The 17,525-nt window shown below is 66.5% G+C and carries 10 protein-coding genes and 2 pseudogenes; 4 read left to right on the top strand and 8 right to left on the bottom strand.

The window, feature by feature from the left end; all coding sequences use genetic code 11:
* Positions 1 to 7: 7 nt before the first annotated feature.
* The 4 genes from HNP46_RS29640 to HNP46_RS29625 all read left to right on the top strand — a co-directional run bounded on the left by HNP46_RS29640 (position 8) and on the right by HNP46_RS29625 (position 4,925).
* Positions 8 to 913, top strand: a complete 906-nt coding sequence (locus HNP46_RS29640) for a TIGR01777 family oxidoreductase (protein WP_184596277.1) — start codon at positions 8 to 10, stop codon at positions 911 to 913.
* Between the two features lie 99 nt (positions 914 to 1,012).
* On the top strand, positions 1,013 to 2,035 hold the full coding sequence (gene hemH / locus HNP46_RS29635; protein ID WP_184596275.1) for a ferrochelatase: 1,023 nt from the start codon (positions 1,013 to 1,015) through the stop codon (positions 2,033 to 2,035).
* Between the two features lie 299 nt (positions 2,036 to 2,334).
* Positions 2,335 to 3,711, top strand: coding sequence for a spinster family MFS transporter (locus tag HNP46_RS29630; protein ID WP_184596273.1), 1,377 nt, complete (start codon positions 2,335 to 2,337; stop codon positions 3,709 to 3,711).
* A 104-nt stretch (positions 3,712 to 3,815) separates the two neighbouring features.
* Positions 3,816 to 4,925 carry a hypothetical protein gene (locus HNP46_RS29625; RefSeq protein ID WP_184596271.1) on the top strand — a complete coding sequence of 370 codons (1,110 nt, stop codon included), beginning with the start codon at positions 3,816 to 3,818 and terminating at the stop codon, positions 4,923 to 4,925.
* Between the two features lie 277 nt (positions 4,926 to 5,202).
* On the opposite strand, the gene HNP46_RS29620 is transcribed toward HNP46_RS29625, so the two are convergent.
* The 8 genes and pseudogenes from HNP46_RS29620 to HNP46_RS29590 all read right to left on the bottom strand — a co-directional run bounded on the left by HNP46_RS29620 (position 5,203) and on the right by HNP46_RS29590 (position 17,333).
* On the bottom strand, positions 5,203 to 8,259 hold the full coding sequence (locus HNP46_RS29620; protein WP_184596270.1) for a multidrug efflux RND transporter permease subunit: 3,057 nt from the start codon (positions 8,257 to 8,259) through the stop codon (positions 5,203 to 5,205).
* Between the two features lie 83 nt (positions 8,260 to 8,342).
* On the bottom strand, positions 8,343 to 9,482 hold the full coding sequence (locus HNP46_RS29615) for an efflux RND transporter periplasmic adaptor subunit (RefSeq protein ID WP_184596268.1): 1,140 nt from the start codon (positions 9,480 to 9,482) through the stop codon (positions 8,343 to 8,345).
* A 289-nt stretch (positions 9,483 to 9,771) separates the two neighbouring features.
* Positions 9,772 to 10,476, bottom strand: a complete 705-nt coding sequence (locus tag HNP46_RS36270) for a methyl-accepting chemotaxis protein (protein WP_409372475.1) — start codon at positions 10,474 to 10,476, stop codon at positions 9,772 to 9,774.
* A gap of 228 nt (positions 10,477 to 10,704) precedes the next feature.
* A pseudogene (locus tag HNP46_RS36265) lies at positions 10,705 to 10,914 on the bottom strand (methyl-accepting chemotaxis protein); the annotation flags it as partial.
* Positions 10,915 to 12,056: 1,142 nt separating this feature from the next.
* Positions 12,057 to 13,151 (bottom strand): DUF1513 domain-containing protein, encoded by a 1,095-nt coding sequence (locus HNP46_RS29605; protein ID WP_184596264.1) that lies wholly within the window; start codon positions 13,149 to 13,151, stop codon positions 12,057 to 12,059.
* Positions 13,152 to 13,304: 153 nt separating this feature from the next.
* Entirely contained in the window at positions 13,305 to 14,366 is a 1,062-nt protein-coding gene (locus HNP46_RS29600) for an imelysin family protein (RefSeq protein WP_184596262.1), read from the bottom strand.
* A 15-nt stretch (positions 14,367 to 14,381) separates the two neighbouring features.
* Positions 14,382 to 15,826, bottom strand: a pseudogene (locus tag HNP46_RS29595) (di-heme oxidoredictase family protein).
* A gap of 166 nt (positions 15,827 to 15,992) precedes the next feature.
* Complete coding sequence (locus HNP46_RS29590; protein ID WP_184596258.1) at positions 15,993 to 17,333, bottom strand: imelysin family protein; 1,341 nt, start codon at positions 17,331 to 17,333, stop codon at positions 15,993 to 15,995.
* Positions 17,334 to 17,525: the final 192 nt, after the last annotated feature.

Here is a 17,525-nt window from a genome sequence, read left to right as displayed (position 1 = left end):
GTTCGCCATGCACATTCTCTTGACCGGCGGCACCGGCCTGATCGGCCGTCGACTCTGCCGCCAGTGGGCCGCCGAAGGCCACCAGCTCACCGTGCTGAGCCGCCAGCCGCAGCGCGTGGCAGCGCTTTGCGGCGAGTCGGTGCGCGGCATCGCCGACTTCGAGGCCTATGGTGATGGCCCGCTGGACGCGGTGCTCAACCTGGCCGGCGAGCCCATCGCCGACAAGCCCTGGAGCGCCCGGCGCAAGGCCCTGCTGTGGGACAGCCGGGTGCGCCTGACCGAACGCCTGGTGGGCTGGCTCGAAGGTCGCAGCCAGCGCCCCGCGGTGCTGATCAATGGCTCGGCGGTGGGCTGGTACGGCGATGCCGGCGAGCGCCCGCTGGAAGAGAACAGCGCGGCCGCCGGCGAGGATTTCGCCAGCGAGCTGTGCCTGGCCTGGGAGCAGATCGCCCGTGAGGCGGAGGCCCTGGACGTGCGCGTGGTGCTGGTGCGCACCGGTCTGGTGCTGGCGCCCGAAGGCGGCTTCCTCAAGCGCCTGCTGCCGCCGTTCCGCATGGGCGCGGGTGGGCGCCTGGGCGATGGCCGCCAGTGGATGTCGTGGATCCATATCGAAGACCAGATCGCCCTGATCGATTTTCTTTTGCGCAAGGCCGACGCCAGCGGTCCCTATAATGCGTGCGCGCCGAACCCGGTGCGCAACCGCGACTTCACCCAGGAGCTGGGGCAGGCGCTGCACCGGCCGACACTGATGCCGGTGCCCGGTTTCGCCCTGCGCCTGTTGCTGGGGGAGATGTCGACCCTGCTGCTGGGCGGCCAGCGCATCGTGCCGCGGCGCCTGCTGGACGCCGGTTTCGTGTTCCGCTTCCCGGAGTTCAAGGAAGCGCTGGCGGATGTGCTGCGCGAACAGCGTTGACGGCCTGCGGCATTCTCGACGGGCCTTGATTGGAATCGCTGCGTGTAAACTGCGCAGCCCGCACGACGACCTCCTACCGCTCCGGTTTAAGGACACTGCATGACCCAAAACGCCCTCCTGCTGGTCAACCTGGGATCACCGGCCTCCCCCCAGGTCGAGGACGTGCGCCGCTACCTCGATCAGTTCCTCATGGACCCTTACGTCATCGACCTGCCCTGGCCGATCCGCCGGCTGCTGGTGTCGCTGGTGCTGCGCAAGCGCCCGGAGGAGTCCGCCCACGCCTATGCGTCGATCTGGTGGGACGAGGGCTCGCCGCTGGTCGTGCTGAGCCGCCGCCTGCAGGAGGCGGTGAAGCCGTTCTGGCCGCACGGCCCGGTGGAGCTGGGCATGCGCTATGGCGAACCGTCGATCGAGAAGGCGCTGTTGCGCCTGAGCCAACAGGGCATCACCCAGGTGACCTTTGCGCCGCTCTACCCGCAGTTCGCCGACAGCACCACCACCACCGCCATCGAGGAAGCCCGCCGGGTGATGCGCGAGCACAACCTCAAGCTGGAGCTGAAGGTGCTGCCGCCGTTCTACGCCGAACCGGAGTACCGCCAGGCGCTGGTGGACAGCGTGAAGCCCTACCTGGAACAACCCTACGATCACCTGCTGCTGAGCTTCCACGGCCTGCCCGAGTCGCACATCCGCAAGCTGGTGAAGGACAAGTCCCACGACCTCACCGCCAGCTCCAGCCGGGGCGTGCACGAGGACGTCATGGCCGTGTGTTACCGCAGCCAGTGCCTGCGCACGGCGGAAGACTTCGCTGCCGGGGCCGGGCTGCAGGACGGGCGCTGGTCGGTGTCCTTCCAGTCGCGCCTCGGCCGCAACAAGTGGATCGAACCCTACACCGAGGCGCAGCTGGACAAGCTCGGCAAGCAGGGCGTGAAGCGCCTGCTGGTGATGTGCCCGGCCTTCGTCGCCGACTGCATCGAGACCCTGGAAGAGATCGGCCAGCGCGGCAACGAGCAGTTCCGTGCGGCGGGCGGTGAAGAGCTGGTGCTGGTGCCTTGCCTGAATGACCAGGAGCTGTGGGCGCGGGCGTTGGCGAAGCTTTGTGAGCGGGTGCCGCAGGCGATTTGATCCGCCATGGCGGATCAATCGTTCCGCCTTACGCGTCCTGCCAGACGGCCTGATTCTCGTAGGAGCGAGCTTGCTCGCGAACCCGCCTGACGTCGGAGCCGATGGCGGGATCCTGGTTCGCGAGCAAGCTCGCTCCTGCAGGGAACCCAGCGTCCAATCCCTGACCACCCATCCATCAGCCAACGGCCAACGCGCGCATTCAGAGACCTGATAGTGCGCGCGCGACGCGTTCGCAATGCCTACTCTGCGGGTTCTCCCCTTCGCCTTCGCCGCGATTGGCGGCGTTTCAGGAGTCCGGCATGCACCATAACAATAAGAACAACGATAACGGCTACCCCTCCAGTGCCGTGGCCTGGTCCACGGTTGCGATCCTCATGGTCGCCTACGTGCTGTCCTTCATCGATCGACAGATTCTCAACCTGCTGGTCGGCCCCATCCGCCGCGATCTTGAGATCAGCGACACGCAGATGAGCCTGCTGATGGGCCTTTCCTTCGCACTGTTCTACACCCTGTGCGGCATCCCCCTCGGGCGCATGGCCGACAGCCGCAGCCGGCGCGGGCTGATCACCGTCGGCGTGCTGATCTGGAGCGCCATGACCGCCGCCTGCGGCCTGGCCCGGCAGTACTGGCACTTCCTGCTGTTCCGCGTCGGTGTCGGCGTGGGCGAGGCGGCCCTGTCGCCGGCGGCTTATTCGCTGATTGCCGACAGCTTTCCGGCCCAGCGCCGCGCCACCGCCATCAGCGTGTATTCCATGGGCATCTACCTCGGCTCGGGCCTGGCCTTCCTGCTCGGTGGGCTGGTGATCAAGTTCGCCTCCGCCCAGGGCGACGTGCACCTGCCGATCCTCGGGGAAGTGCGCCCCTGGCAGCTGATCTTCCTGATCCTCGGCGCCGCCGGCGTACTGTTCACCCTGCTCATGCTCGCGGTGAAGGAGCCGACCCGCCGTGGCGTGGGCGCCGGCGTGGTGGTGCCGATGAGCGAAGTGGGCGCCTACCTGCGCGCCAACCGCAAGACCGTGCTCTGCCACAACTTCGGCTTTGCCTGCATCTCCTTCGCCAGCTACGGCAGCGGCGCGTGGGTGCCGACCTTCTTCGTCCGCACCTATGGCTGGGACGCCGGCCACGTGGGCGTGGTGTACGGCAGCATCGTCGCCGTGTTCGGCTGCCTGGGCATCGTCTGCGGCGGCCGCCTGGCCGACTACTGGGCCAAGCGCGGGCGCACCGATGCGAACATGCGCGTGGGCCTGCTGGCCGCCTGCCTGGCCATCCCGCTGAGCCTGATCTACCCGCTGCTCAATAGCGGCAACGCCGCGGCAGCGATGATGGCGCCCATCGTGTTCTTCCTCAGCATGCCCTTCGGCGTCGCCCCGGCGGCGATCCAGGAGATCATGCCCAACTCCATGCGCGGCCAGGCCTCGGCCATCTACCTGTTCGTGGTCACCCTGCTCGGCCTGGGCGTCGGTCCGACCGCCATCGCCCTGGTGACCGACTACGTGTTCGCCGACGACATGGCGCTGCGCTACTCGCTGCTGATCGTCAGCGTGGTGGCCCTGGTCGCTGGCGCACTGCTGCTGGCCAGCGGTCTGAAGCCCTACCGCGCGAGCCTGGAACACCTCAAGAGCTGGAGCCTGAAAGGCGAAGCCGATAGCGGCGCGATGCAACGCCAGCCGGCCTGATCGCTCCTTTGCCTGATCGAGCCCCCGCGCAGCGATGTGCGGGGGCTTTTCTTTGCTCGTGGCACAATGCGCTGCAGCATGGATTCGACGGGAGGTTCTCCAGCATGGACGCAAAGGCAATCGGCTTATGGCTGGCGACGCTGGCGCTGAGCGTATCGGCGGTGGCGGCAGACGAGCCCTGGGTGGCCTTCACGCAGAATGACCTGATCGGCTTCAAGGCTGCGCAGGGCAAGGTGAAGGTCGAGCCGAAGCTCAGCCCGATGTTCACCCTGGCCCGGCGCTTCGAGCACATCATCGCCACCGGCGAGGAAACCGCCGACGGCTACCGCACCTACTACCTGCTGCGCGATGGTCGCCAGGTGGCGCCGGACTCGCTGTACATCTACGACAACGCACCGATCTGCGAGAGCGAGAACAGCATCCGCTTCCGCGACCGTCAGCGCGACAAGGTCGGCTTTCTCGACGGTGACGGCCAGGTGCTGATCGCCGCGAAACTGAGCGATGCCTCGGCGATGCGCAACGGCATGGTCGTGGCCCTGAAGGGCGCGACGCGCCAATGCGCCGATCCCGGCGTGAAGCCGGAACACTGCGAGCACCTGGGTTGGCGAGGCGGCAAGGAGTTGCTGATCGACCGCCACGGCAGGACGCTGGTGGAAAACTTCGACGGCACCCGTGCCGACGCGCTGGACTGGTTCTCGATGCAAGTGGGAGAGCAGCCCTCCAGCGATCCGCGTCGTGTTTCCTTCAAGGCGGTGGATGGGCGCTACCTCAGCTTCGTCGACATCGAGAAGGACTTCGCCGCCTGGTTCCGCGACGACTTCCTGCCGCACCTGGATGACGCTTCGCTGAAGGCCCACAGTTCTGCACAAGTCTGGACCGGGCCGGGCAGTGCACCGCTGGATGACTGGCGGGCCGCTTCGGTGGACGACGTGCTGCGCCAGCATGGCCAGGCCCTGCGCAAGCGGCTGGAGTCATTGCGTAGCTCTGCTGGCTACGGCGTGCGCCAAGACGACATGGGCTGGCCCTTCGATCCCGAGCGCGATCCGCAGTACTTCGACAGCTGCGGCACTTTTGCCCAATGGAAGACCCCCAAGGTGTCGGCCATGGAGCATTGGCAGCACGGCTCGTTCGAGCCGGCCAAGCACGCCAGCTTCGATTTCATCCGCACGGCCGAAGGGTATCGGCTGGTGGCGTTCTCCATCCCCGATCTGTAGTTCACTTCGCAGCTCCACGATGAGCACGACGTAGGATGGTGTGGAGCGCAGCGATACCCATCATTTTCGCCCACCGACAGCATGGGCATCGCTGCGCTCCACCCATCCTGCAAGGCCCATCTTCGGTGGTGATTGACCCTACGCGAGAATGCCGAGACGTAGGGCGCATAAAGCGGAACGCTTTATCCGCCGTGGCGGATAACGCCTGGGGCGTTATGCGCCCTACCGAGAATTTCAGGTGCCAGAAAAGAGCCCCGCATCAGCGGGGCTCTTTCGTTCAGTGCGCCGTCACCGGTGCGTGGCCTTCAGCGGGCTTCGGGTCCGGCTTGGCCAGCAGCGTGTAGACGCACGGCAGCACGAACAGGGTGAACAGCGTGCCGACGCTCATGCCGGTGGCGATCACCACGCCGATGTCGAAGCGGCTCACCGCGCCGGCGCCGGTGGCGAGCAGCAGCGGGATCACACCCAGCACCATGGCGGCGGTGGTCATCAGCACCGGGCGCAGGCGAATCGCCGCGGCTTCTTCCACCGCTTCGCGCACCGACAGCCCGCGCTCGCGGCGCAGCTGGTTGGCGAACTCGACGATGAGGATGCCGTGCTTGCTGATCAGCCCGATCAGCGTCACCAGCCCCACCTGGGTGTAGATGTTCAGGCTCGACAGGCCGAGGAACAGCGGAATCAGCGCGCCGCAGATCGACAGCGGCACGGTGACCATGATCACCAGCGGGTCGCGGAAGCTCTCGAACTGCGCCGCCAGCACCAGGAAGATCACCGCCAGCGCCAGGGCGAAGGTGATCATCAGCGCGCTGCCTTCCTGCACGAATTGCCGCGAGGCGCCGGCGTAGTCGAAGGAGAAGCCGCGCGGCGATTCCTGCTCGGCGATGCCGCGCACCGTGTCGATGGCATCGCCCATGCTGACCATCGGCACGCCGGAGATGATCGCCGAGTTGAGCTGCTGGAACTGGTTGAGCTGGCGCGGGCGGGCGCGCTCGTGGAAGGTCACCAGGGTCGACAGCGAGATCAGCTGGCCGCTCTGGCTCTTCACGTAGTAGTTGTTCAGCCAGTTGGGGTTGTCGCGGTAGGCGCGCTCCACCTGGGCGATCACCTTGTAGCTGCGCCCGTCGATGGTGAAGCGGTTGATCTCGCCTTCGCCCAGCAGCGCGCCCAGGGAAATGCCCAGGTCCTGCATGCTGACGCCCATCTGCGCGGCCTTGGCGCGGTCGATGTCGACCACCAGCTCGGGTTTGTCGAAGGCCAGGTCGAGGTCGAGGAAGGCGAACTTGCCCGATTCTTCCGCGCGCTTCTTCACCCGCTCGGCGACCTGCAGCAGGGACTGGTAGTCACTGGCGGTGTTGATCACGAACTGGAACGGCAGGCCCTCGCCGGTGCCCGGCAGAGACGGCAGGTTGAAGCCGAAGATCTGCAGGCCGGGAATCTTGTTGAGCTCTTCCTGCACCGAGTGCAGCAGCTCCATCTGGCTACGGTCGCGCTCGTCCCAGGGCTTGAGCAGCATGCCGCCGATGCCGGTCTGCACGCCGTTGTAGCCGTTGATCTGGAACGCCGAATAGTACTCGGGGAACTTGCGGAAGATACCCTCGAACTCTGCGGTGTACTTTGACAGGTAGTCCAGGTTCGCCGTCTGCGGCGCGTTGGCCATGATGAAGACGATGCCCTGGTCTTCCTCCGGCGCCAGTTCCTTGTGGGTGAACATCATCAGCAACGGAATGATCGCCAGCACCAGCAGGGCGAAGACGATGACCACCGGCCGGCTGTTCAGGGTGCCGTGCAGCAGGCGCTGGTAGCGCGTCTTCAGGCCCTCGAAGATGTTGTCCAGGCGATGGGCCAGGCCACTGGGGTTCTCCTCGTGGCGCAGCAGGCGCGAGCACATCATCGGCGACAGGGTCAGCGCGACGATACCGGAGATGATCACCGCGCCGGCCAGGGTGAAGGCGAACTCCTTGAACAGCGCGCCGGTGAGGCCGCTGAGGAAGCCGATGGGCGCATACACGGCGGCCAGGGTGATGGTCATGGTCACCACCGGCACGGCGATTTCCCGCGCGCCCTCGATGGCGCCCTGGAACGGCGACTTGCCCTCCTCGATGTGGCGGTGGATGTTCTCCACCACCACGATGGCGTCGTCCACCACCAGGCCGATGGCGAGCACCATGGCCAGCAGCGTCAGCAGGTTGATCGAGTAGCCCATCATCTGCATGAAGAACAGCACGCCGATCATCGACAGCGGGATGGTCACCACCGGGATGATCACCGAGCGGAACGCGCCGAGGAACAGGAAGACCACCACGATGACGATCAGGATCGCCTCGCCCAGGGTCTTCACCACCTCGTCGATGGAGGCCTGGATGAAGCGCGTGGCGTCATAGGCGATGGAGACTTTCAGGCCCGGCGGCAGCTGTTCTTCCAGCTCCGGCATCTTGGCGCGGACTTCCTTGATCACGTCCAGCGGGTTGGAGCTGGGCGTGCCCTTGATGCCGATGTACACCGAGGGGATGCCGTTGAACGAGCTGACCGCGTCGTAGCTAGCCGCGCCCAGTTCGATGCGCGCCACGTCGCCCATCAGTACGCGACGGTCGCCCGCGGTCTTCAGCGGGATGGCGGCGAAGGCTTCCGGGGACTTCAGGTCGGTAGCGGCGTTCACCGAGGTGACCACCAGTTCGCCCTTCACCTCGCCGGCGGCGGAGAGGAAGTTGTATTCGCGCACCGCGCTGGCCACGTCACCGGCGGTGACGCCGTAGGCGGCCATCTTCACCGGGTCCAGCCACAGGCGCATGGCGAACACCTGGTTGCCGAGGATCTCGGCCTCGGAGATGCCCGGCAGGGTGGCGAGCTTGGGCTGGATCACCCGCGACAGGTAGTCGGTGATCTGCGGGTTGTTCATCTGCTCGCTGAAGAAGCTGATGTACATCAGCGCCGAGGCGTCGGCGGCTTCCTTGTCCAGCACCGGGTCTTCGGCGTCGGGCGGCAGCTGGGTCTTCACCTCGCCGATCTTCGACAGCAGCTCGGTGACCAGGCGATCGGAGTTGGCGCCGATGTGCGCGTAGATCGAGATCACCGAGTAGTTCTGCCGGCTCACCGAGGTCATGTAGTCGATGCCTTCGGCGCTGGCCAGGCTCTGCTGCAGCGGCTGGGTGATGTAGCCCTGGATGGTCTCGGCGTTGGCGCCGGCATAGAAGGTGGTGACGGTGATCAGCGCGTTTTCCATCTGCGGATATTCGCGGATCACCAGCTTGCTGAAGGCCTGCATGCCGAGCAGGACGATCAGCAGGCTGACCACGGTCGCCAGCACCGGGCGGCGGATGAAGGGATCGGTGAACATAGCTCAATCCTTTAATGCGGACCCTGCCGGATGACGGCGGGGTCTGTTGGCGCGCCACATCGGGCGACGCGCCGGCTATGCGATTACTGCGGGTCCTTGACGATGGCCACGGCGGTGCCGTTGTCCAGCTTGAGCTGGCCGGAGGTCACCACTTCTTCGCCGGCCTTCAGGCCTTCGAGGATCACCACGCTGCCTTCGCGGCGTTCGCCGGTCTTCACGAAGCGGCGTTCGACGTCCAGCTTCGGCGTCTTGTCGTCGGCCCTGGTGTCTTCGGTTCTTTCGGCACCCTCGGCTTTCTCGCCGTCCTTGGGCTTGTGCGGTACCACCACGTACACCGAGTTGCCATACAGGGTGAAGGCCACGGCGGTCTCGGGGACCACCACGCGCGGCGCGCTGTCGGGCAGTTGCACTTCCAGGTTGGCGAACATCCCCGGCAGCAGCTTGCCCTCGGGGTTGGCCATGCTGGCGCGGACCAGCAGGTTGCGCGTCTGGTTGTCCACCCGCGGGCTGATGGCGTCGATCTGCGCGTCGAAGCTCTGGCCCGGATAGGCCGCCACGCGCACCACGACCTTCTGCCCGCGCTTGAGCAGCGGGAAGTCCTGTTCGGGCAGGAAGAAGTCCACCTGCAGCGTCGACAGGTCCTGCAGGGTGACGATCTCGGTGCCGGGGGATACGTAGTCGCCGACGTCCACCTGGCGGATGCCGATGGTGCCGGAGAAGGGCGCGAGGATGCGCTTCTTGTCCAGGCTCGCCTTGAGCTGCGCGACGGTGGCGGTGGAGCGGTTCAGCTGGGCGGCGAGGCGGTCGAACTCGCTCTTGGAAATGGCCTGACGGCCCACCAGGCTCCTGCCGCGCTCGTACTCGACCTGGGCCAGCCCGAGGTCCGCCTCGGCGGTGCGCAGGGTGGCCTGCTCGACGTCGGATTCGAGCTGCACCACCGGCTGGCCGACCTTGACCTTGTCGCCGGAAACGAACTGCACCGCACTGACCGTGCCGGAGACTTCGGCGGTCAGGGTCACGCCCTGGATCGCGCGCAGGGTACCGATGGCCTGCAGGCGGCTCTGCCAGTCACGCTCCTCGGCCTGGGTGGCGTTCACGCTCACCGGCGGACGCGGCGCCGAGAACATGGCGATCTGTTTCTTGATGGAGAGGTACTTCGAGCCGGCGAGTACCGCGACGATCACGGCAACCACGCCCAGCATGATCAGCATGCGGCGCAACATCTTCCTGTTCCTTGGTACGTGCCTGGCAGCAATCGGGCGCGATCACTCGCCCACAACTTGCCGGGCGGCCTTCCGTTCGCGCAGATGTCGATCAGGCTTTGAAGCCGATACGTGGGTCGCCCCATTGCGGGGCGGGATTGCGCACCTTATGCCTGAATCCGCGGCGAGTCAAAGGGCTGGGATTACAAGAGGTTTCCCACGAAAAGTAAGGTTGTTTACGGAATATGTGCGCTGGATCGGTGCGGCGGGATGTGCAGGTGGAAGGCCACGTCCGTGTGGCGGGGGAGGATCAGGCGCTGAGCTTGCGGGTCACGTCGGCGAGGTCGCCGGAGAGGCCGTGCAGGTGGCGGCTGGCGCCCTGGGTACGGACCACGTTCTCTTCGTTGGTGGCGCCGATGGCGGTGATTTCGGTGAGGTTGCGCGAGATGTCCTCGGCGACCGAGGTCTGCTCCTCGGCGGCGGTGGCGATCTGGCGGTTCATGTCGCGGATCGCTTCGACGGCCTGGGTGATGCTGCGCAGCACTTCGCCGGCCTGGGTGACGCGTTCCACACCCTGTTCGCTGCGGGTCTGGCCGTTCTCGATGGCGCGCAGGGCGTTTACCGAGCCGGTCTGCACGGTGTCGATGATCTGGTGGATCTCGGCGGTGGACTCGGCAGTGCGCTGGGCCAGGGTGCGGACCTCATCGGCAACCACGGCGAACCCGCGGCCGGCTTCCCCGGCACGGGCGGCTTCGATGGCGGCGTTGAGGGCCAGCAGGTTGGTCTGGTCGGCGATGCCGCGGATCACTTCTAGCACCTTGCCGATGCGCCCGCTGTCGCTTTCCAGGCGACGGATCACTTCGGCGGTGTTGGCGATCTCGTTGCTCATCTCGGTGATAGTGACGATGGTGGTCTTCATCACCTCGCCGCCCTGCTGCGCGTGCTGGTCGGCATCGTCGGCGGCGCGTGCCGCGTCGGAGGCGTGGCGGGCGACTTCCTGGGCGGTGGCGGACATCTCGTGCATCGCCGTGGCCACCTGGTCGGTTCGCGAGAACTGCTCGCGGGTGCCTTCGGCCATCAGCGTGGCGATGGCGTTCAGCTCGCCGCTGGCGGTGTCCAGCTCGGTGGTGCTGTGCTTCAGGCGGGTGAAGGTCTCGGCGAGGAAGTCGCGCAGGGTGTTGGCGGCGCGGGCCAGGCGACCCAGTTCGTCGCGGCGGCTGGCGTCGACGCGCTCGCCGAAGTTGCCTTCGCTGAGCTGGGCAATGTGCTCGATCAGGCGGGCGATCGGGCCGATCAGGTTGCGGTTGACCAGCCACAGGCTGAGCAGGCCCAGGGCGAGGCCGGAGATCAGCAGGATCAGGCTGCCGCTGATGACCGTGCTGTGGGCGCTGGCGGAGATCGCCTTGGCTTCTTCCTGGGCGTCGCGGTGCAGGCTGTCCACCAGGGCGGCCATCTGGTCGCTGGCGGCGCGGTCGATGCCTTTCACCGCAGCGTCACCGGCGCGCGGGTCGCTGCCGGCGGCGAGGTAGGCGTCGCGGCCCTTGCGGTAGGCCTGGCCGAGCTGGCGGTGCTCGTCGCGCAGGCGGGTCACCTGGGCCTTGAGCTGCGGTTCGTCGGCGGCATTCTGCTCCAGGCGGCCGAGCACGTCCTGGACGGCGCGCTCCTGGTCCTCGAACTGGCCCCAGTACTTGTTCAGGTCGGCCGGCTGCTGGCCGCGCAGGAGGACGTTCTTCCACTCCTGCACCTGGATCTTGAAGGCCAGGTTGGCCTGGTCGACCAGTTGCGAGGACTGCAGCGGGCCGTCCAGCAGGCGCTGGTAGGCGCCGACGCTGCCGGAGAGGAAGTGGAAGCAGGCGAGGGCGATCAGCAGCACGAGCAACAGGCTGCCGCCCAGCAGCGAAAGGATCTGGGTACGCAAGGAAGTGTTGGGGGACATCGTGGTTTACGCCTCTAAGACGCAGGGTGGGAATCGGTCAGCCTTTGCATCGGCCGCGTGGCTGTCTTCCTGAGGCCAGGGAGACGAGTGGTAGGGGGTTCAGGCGCTCTGGTACGGGGGTTCCGGCTGGATTCCGTGGGATCGTTGATGGCGTAGGAGCGGACTTCGTCCGCGATCGCCCTCCGGCGGCTCCGAGCGTGGTGGTGGCACATCGCGGACGGAGTCCGCTCCTAAATAGGTTTTGTAGGGCGCATAACCCGGAACGGGTTATCCGCCACGACGGCGGATAACGCTGTAGGCGTTATGCGCCCTACGGGAGCTATCGGCAGCCGCTGGGGAGCGGATTCATCCGCGATCGCTTCCTGGCCACTGCGAAGGTGGCGGCTGCCCATCGCGGACGGAGTCCGCTCCTACGCAGGCCGTTCAGGCCGGCAAGAGTTCAGTTTTGTAGGGCGCATAACCCGGAACGGGTTATCCGCCACGACGGCGGATAACGCCGTAGGCGTTATGCGCCCTACGGGAGCGATCGGCAGCCGCTGGGGAGCGGATTCATCCGCGATCGCTTCCCGGCCACTGCGAAGGTGGCGTCTGCCCATCGCGGACGGAGTCCGCTCCTACGCAGGCCGTTCAGGCCGGCAAGGGTTCAGGCCGACAATGGATCAGGCCAGGTGCAGGTGGTTGTCCCAGAAGGCCGGGGGCAGCTCCAGCGGGGTGCCGGCGATGCGCTCGCCGCGGCAGTCGTAGACGCGGCAGCGACCCTGGCCGGAGGTGACGACGAAGCCGTCCTTCACCGCGCCGACACCGGCGCAATCGGGCAACGGTGCGTCCAGGCGAACGGCGCCAGTATCCAGGTCCCAGATGAAGAAGCGGTTACCGCGCGGGGCGGTCAGGGCGACCAGGCGCAGGTCGTTGTGCACGGCGACGCTGGCGGTGTACTGGGTCATCGCCAGGCGTTGCTCGTCGGCCAGCGGGAATGGCTGGAAGGCCTCGCCGGGGCGCTTGATCGCAAGCAGGTCGGCGCGGTCGTGGGAGTCGCCCATGTACTGCTGGCCGGCGACGATGGTGCCGTCCGCGGCGATGGCCAGGTGACGGACGCTGTTCATCTGCTGCGGCAGGGTTTCCTTGGAGATCAGCGTGCCGTCGCGCTGCATCAGCACCAGGCTCGGCTCCATGGCGTCGAGGTTCATCTCCACGCGGCTTTCGGCTTCGGTGCGGATGCCGCCGTTGGCCACCACCAGGGTTTCGCCATCGGGCATCCAGGACACCTGGTGCGGGCCCAGACCGTGGGTGGAAACCTCGCCGGTGTGGCTCAGGCGCTCGCCGTCGAAGCGGTACAAGCCGAGCAGGCCGCGGCCCGGATCGGTGGTGTCGTTCTCGGTGGCGTACAGCCACTCGCCGTCCTTGTGCCACACGCCGTGGCCGTAGAAGTGGCGGTCGGTCTGCGAATCGAGGGTCTGCAGCAGGCGGCCGTCGTTCAGGTCGATCAGGTAGCTGTGCCGGCCCGGCCGGCGGGCGACGAACAACGCCAGCGGCAGGCTCGGGTGCTGCACCACGTCGTGGCAGCGCAGGCCGACTTCGGTGGCGAAGGCGCAGCTGCCGTCCAGGCGATAGCCCACGGCGTAGTGCTTGCCATCCGCGTCGTCACGGGCGGACAGCACCAGGGGCTCCTTGCCCTTGCGTGACAGCGTCCAGCCGCCGAAGGTCAGGGCGCCGAGCAGCAGGCTGCCCAGGCCGATCACGTGACGTCGCAACATGGCTTGCACCTCTATCTTCTCTTGCATCCCATCGATCCTGCGAGCTGGAGCCAGGCTAGGCGGAAAGGTACGGCGGGTGCGGAGTTGGCTCCAGCCAATGAGCAATTCGACGAACCTTTCCAACGACGCATGGCCGACGCGCAGCAGATCGAATCAATCGCCGTCGTTGGCGTTGAAGCCGAGCTGCACTCCCAGCGCCTTCGCCAGGTCGCCTTCGTGCAGGCGATGGACAACGTTCAGGCTGTCGTACAGGTCGTTCAACTGCTTGAGGCCGGCTTCGTTCTTCAGCAGCTCGCTGAGCGGCTGGTTGATCGCCTTCAGCTTGCCGTGGACATCGGCGTAGGCCGCGTCGATCTTGCCGGCCAGCTCTTTCTGCTCGGCCGGCAGCAGGGCGCGCAGGCCCTTCTTGTCGGTGCCGTCCCACAGCGCCTGGGCGCCGGTGAGGCTGGAATCCAGGCTCGCCAGGGACATGTCGCTGCGCCAGCCTTCGGCCTGGAACGGCTGCGGGATGCCCTTGCTCTGGCGACCCAGTGGCGTGCCGAGTTTCTTCTTCAGCATGTCCAGCGCGGTGACCTGCACACGCAGCAGCTCGGCGATCGCCTCGTGGGCATCGGCGTAGCGCTCGTTGGGGAACTTGGAGAGCTGGGCGAGCATGCCGCCGTCCTGCTTCCACTGCGCCAGGATGCTCTCCGCCAGGGCCTGCTGGTGGCTGCCGATGGCTTCCAGCAGCGGGCAGTAGCGCGCCTTGGTCTCGGCGTTGGCGAGGTCGATCTTGGCGTCGTAGAGAATGTATTCGTAGGCGGTCAGGCCCTGGACCACCACGCTGGATTTATCCAGGGTCGCCGGGGAGATCGCGTTGCCGCTGTTGAGCAGTTGCTCGACCTGGCGCGCCACGAGGTTCTTCTTGTCCGGCCAGAACTGTACCTGCCAGGAGCGGTTGCCCTCGGCCAGCGGGCCGACCAGCAGCGGCTGCAGCTCGGCCCAGGCCTTCTGCGCGGCCATGAAGTCGGCGCGCGCCTTGGTCAGGTCTTCCTTGCCCTGGCAGTAGGCCAGGGCGCTGGCGGCCAGCGCGCGGTCGGCGTCGACCCAGCGGCTGTAAGTCGGCAGGATCACCTGCTGGGCCAGGGTGGCGCTGGTGGTGGCCTGCGGGTCGGTGGGCGAGCAGGCGCCCAGGGCGATGGCGAGGCTGGTGATCAGAAGTCGGGGGCGGAACATGGTGGGCTCGGCTCCTTAGAGTGAGTTCAGGAACGCCAGCAGGGCATCGCGCTGCCCGGCGTCGAAATTCAGTACGCGTTGCTTCGCCGCTTCGGCTTCGCCGCCGTGCCAGAGCACAGCTTCGAGCAGGTTGCGGGCGCGGCCGTCGTGCAGGAACTGGGTGTGGCCGTTGACCGTCTCGGTCAGGCCGATGCCCCACAGCGGCGCCGTGCGCCAGTCGCGGCCGCTGGCAAGAAATTCTGGGCGATTGTCCGCTAGTCCCTCGCCCATGTCATGCAGCAGCAGGTCGCTGTAGGGGCGGATCACCTGGTTGGCCAGTTCCGGCTCGGCGGCGTTCGGCCCGGTGGTGAATTTGGGCGTGTGGCAGCTGGCGCAGCCGCTGTCATGGAACAGGCCCTTGCCGGTGAGTACCTGCGGGTCGTCGACCTTGCGCCGTGCCGGCACCGCGAGGTTGCGGGCGTAGAAGGCGACTTGGTTGAAGATGTGCTGGCTGACTTCCGGCTTGCCGCCGTCGATGGCGTTCAGGCAGTCGACCTGGGCCGGGGTGCAGTCGTCATGGGGCAGCAGGTCGCTGGTCAGGCCCATGTCGCCGGAGAAGGCGTGGGCGTTCTGCTGGGCGACGTTGGGCTGCCCGGCCTTCCAGCCGAAGCGGCCGAGCACGGTCTGCTGCGCGGCATCGTCCCAGACCCGGTTCGGCCGGCCGTGGACGCCGTCGTTGCCCTTGGCCTGGAGCTCGGCGTTGGCCAGGATGTCCGCCTCGCTGATGGACTCCAGCAGGCCCAGGCCGATCATCGGTGGGGCAATGCGCGCGGAGAACATCGTGTCCTTGTGCATCGGGCCGTAGCCCAGGTCGCTGATGCGCAGTTTCGGCTTGCGCAACTCGACCACGCTGCCGTCCTTGAAGGTCACCGGCACCGCGTCGTATTCCACGCGCACCTTGCCTTCGGGCGCTACGCCGGGGATCGCTGAGTCCTGGAACTGCCCGCCGTACACCGGCTCGGGCACCACGCCCAGGCGCTTGATGGTCTCGATATCGGCGGAGCCGGCAGGGATCGACAGGCGCACCAGCATCGACACGGCGTTGACGTCGTTCAGCTCCGGCGGATGGCCGCGGCCGTCCTTGATGTGGCAGTTCTGGCAGGCGTTGGTATTGAACAGCGGGCCGAGGCCGTCACGCGCAGTGGTGGTGGTCGGTGCGATGACCCAGGGATTGCGGAAGAAACTGTTGCCCACGGCGAAGTCCAGGCGCCGGCTCGGCGTGAGGTTGGCCGAGGGCATGGAGTAGGCGTTGCGGTCGCTCTGCTTGACCGTGGCGGCGCCGCCGGAGAGCGCTTCGCCGGGTTCCGCCACGGCGTGCTGGGAGGTCTCCGGCTCGCACGCGGCAAGGGCGAGGGCAGACAGCACAAGGCACAGAGCGGTACGGCGGGGGAGCATCGACGGCGGTTCCGGAACGGGTTAATGGCAGCGCGCCATGGTAGCAGGGGCGTCAAATGCAAATATGAAAAATTTGTATTTGCGAACGACATCGTTTGCCGCCCGGAAATGACAAAGCCCCGCAGGGCGGGGCTTTGTCGGAGCTGTCGGGGGACTGCGGCGTGGAGCCGCAGTCCCTTTCAAGCGCGCTGATCAGAACTGGTGATCGGCGTTGTCCGGCTTCAGGTCCTGCACGCCGACCGCGGTGGCGGCCTTCTCGATGGCGCCGGTCTGCTTGACCAGCGAGGCGATGGCGTCGCGGATCTTCTGCTGATCGTCCTTGTCTTCCGGAGCGATCATCTGGTCGAAGTGCACGCCGTCCTTCTCGGCACGGTCGACGATGATCTGCATCTTGGCTTCGGTGTTGGCCAGGTCGTTCTTCAGGTCGGTGTCGGCGGCGGCGTCAGCCTTGGCGACCAGGTCGGACAGGCTCGGGCCCTTCACGACGCTGCCGTCGGTGCGCTTGTACTCGCCCAGGTAGATGTTGCGGATCGACTTGGCGTTGTAGAACAGGGTGTTGTGGGTGTTGTCGCTGAAGCAGTCGTGCTCGTCTTCGGTGGAGTTGGCTTCCAGCGCGACCTTCATGCGCTCGCCGGCCAGCTCGCCGAGGGACAGGGAGCCCATGCCGAAGAACATCTTGCGCAGGTTGTTCTCGGCGGTGTCGGCCTCGACCTTGGCGCGGTAGTTGTCGGCGACGCCGGACTTGAAGTTGCCGACCATTTCTTCCAGGTCGGAAACCAGCAGGTCGGTGGCGGCCTTCAGGTAGGCGGCGCGACGGTCGCAGTGACCGTTGGTGCAGTCCTTGCCCTGGGCGTAGTCGGTGTACTTGCGATCGCCGGCGCCCGGCTTGGTGCCGTTCAGGTCCTGGCCCCAGAGCAGGAATTCGATGGCGTGGTAGCCGGTGGCGACGTTGGCTTCGGAGCCGCCCAGCTCGTTCAGGCCCTTGAGCTTCTCGCCGGTGATTTCCTTGACGTCGATCTTGTCTTCGCCGACCTGGATCTCGGTGTTGGCGATGATGTTGGCGGTGGCGCCGGCGTTGCCTTCGGCGTGCTGGTAGTCCTTGGCGACGTAGTCGATCAGGCCTTCGTCCAGCGGCCAGGCGTTAACCGCGCCTTCCCAGTCGTCGATGATCGAGTTGCCGAAGCGGAAGGCTTCGCTCTGCGAGTAGGACGGGCGGGAAGCGATCCAGGCTTCGCGGGCGGCCTTCAGGGTGGCTTCGCTGGGCTTGGCGATCAGCGCGTCGACGGCGGTCTGCAGGGCCTTGGCGGTGGTCAGGGCGTCGCCGTAGGTGGCTTCGGCGATGTCCAGGTAGTTCTTTACCACGGCCTTGACCGCGGCCTCGTCGACCTTGGCGGTCGCGGCCGGCGCAGTGCTCTGGGTGCTGGCGGCCGGAGCGGCAGCGGCGGGGGCTTCGGCTTTCTTGTCATCGCCGCAGCCGGCGAGGGAAATGGCGATGGCGAGCAGGCTGGCAGTGGCCCAGGGCATACGAGTCATGACGGGTTCCTTTGCATGGAAAAGAGGCGCACGAAAAAGGACTGCGCAAGAAAATCCGCAACATAATGCGAAAGATTTTCATTTTTGAAAAGAGACATCGGTGGCGCTGGTTGGTCACAAGGCCAGCAGGTCGCCAGCAGCATGGCGTAATCGGCACTTCTACGAGGAAAGTCGCAGGTGGTTGAGACCGGT

This window comes from Pseudomonas nitroreducens (assembly GCF_014204515.1).
GTDB lineage: Bacteria > Pseudomonadota > Gammaproteobacteria > Pseudomonadales > Pseudomonadaceae > Pseudomonas > Pseudomonas nitritireducens_A.
This window is presented reverse-complemented; position numbering and strand designations above follow the sequence as displayed.

Coding starts and splice junctions, on each gene's coding strand:
- HNP46_RS29625 (WP_184596271.1), top strand. CDS start 3,816: ATGGACGCAAAGGCAATCGGCTTATGGCTGGCGACGCTGGCGCTGAGC.
- HNP46_RS29630 (WP_184596273.1), top strand. CDS start 2,335: ATGCACCATAACAATAAGAACAACGATAACGGCTACCCCTCCAGTGCC.
- HNP46_RS29640 (WP_184596277.1), top strand. CDS start 8: ATGCACATTCTCTTGACCGGCGGCACCGGCCTGATCGGCCGTCGACTC.
- HNP46_RS29620 (WP_184596270.1), bottom strand. CDS start 8,259: ATGTTCACCGATCCCTTCATCCGCCGCCCGGTGCTGGCGACCGTGGTC.
- HNP46_RS29605 (WP_184596264.1), bottom strand. CDS start 13,151: ATGTTGCGACGTCACGTGATCGGCCTGGGCAGCCTGCTGCTCGGCGCC.
- HNP46_RS29600 (WP_184596262.1), bottom strand. CDS start 14,366: ATGTTCCGCCCCCGACTTCTGATCACCAGCCTCGCCATCGCCCTGGGC.
- HNP46_RS36270 (WP_409372475.1), bottom strand. CDS start 10,476: ATGTCCGCCACCGCCCAGGAAGTCGCCCGCCACGCCTCCGACGCGGCA.
- HNP46_RS29615 (WP_184596268.1), bottom strand. CDS start 9,482: ATGTTGCGCCGCATGCTGATCATGCTGGGCGTGGTTGCCGTGATCGTC.
- HNP46_RS29590 (WP_184596258.1), bottom strand. CDS start 17,333: ATGACTCGTATGCCCTGGGCCACTGCCAGCCTGCTCGCCATCGCCATT.
- hemH (WP_184596275.1), top strand. CDS start 1,013: ATGACCCAAAACGCCCTCCTGCTGGTCAACCTGGGATCACCGGCCTCC.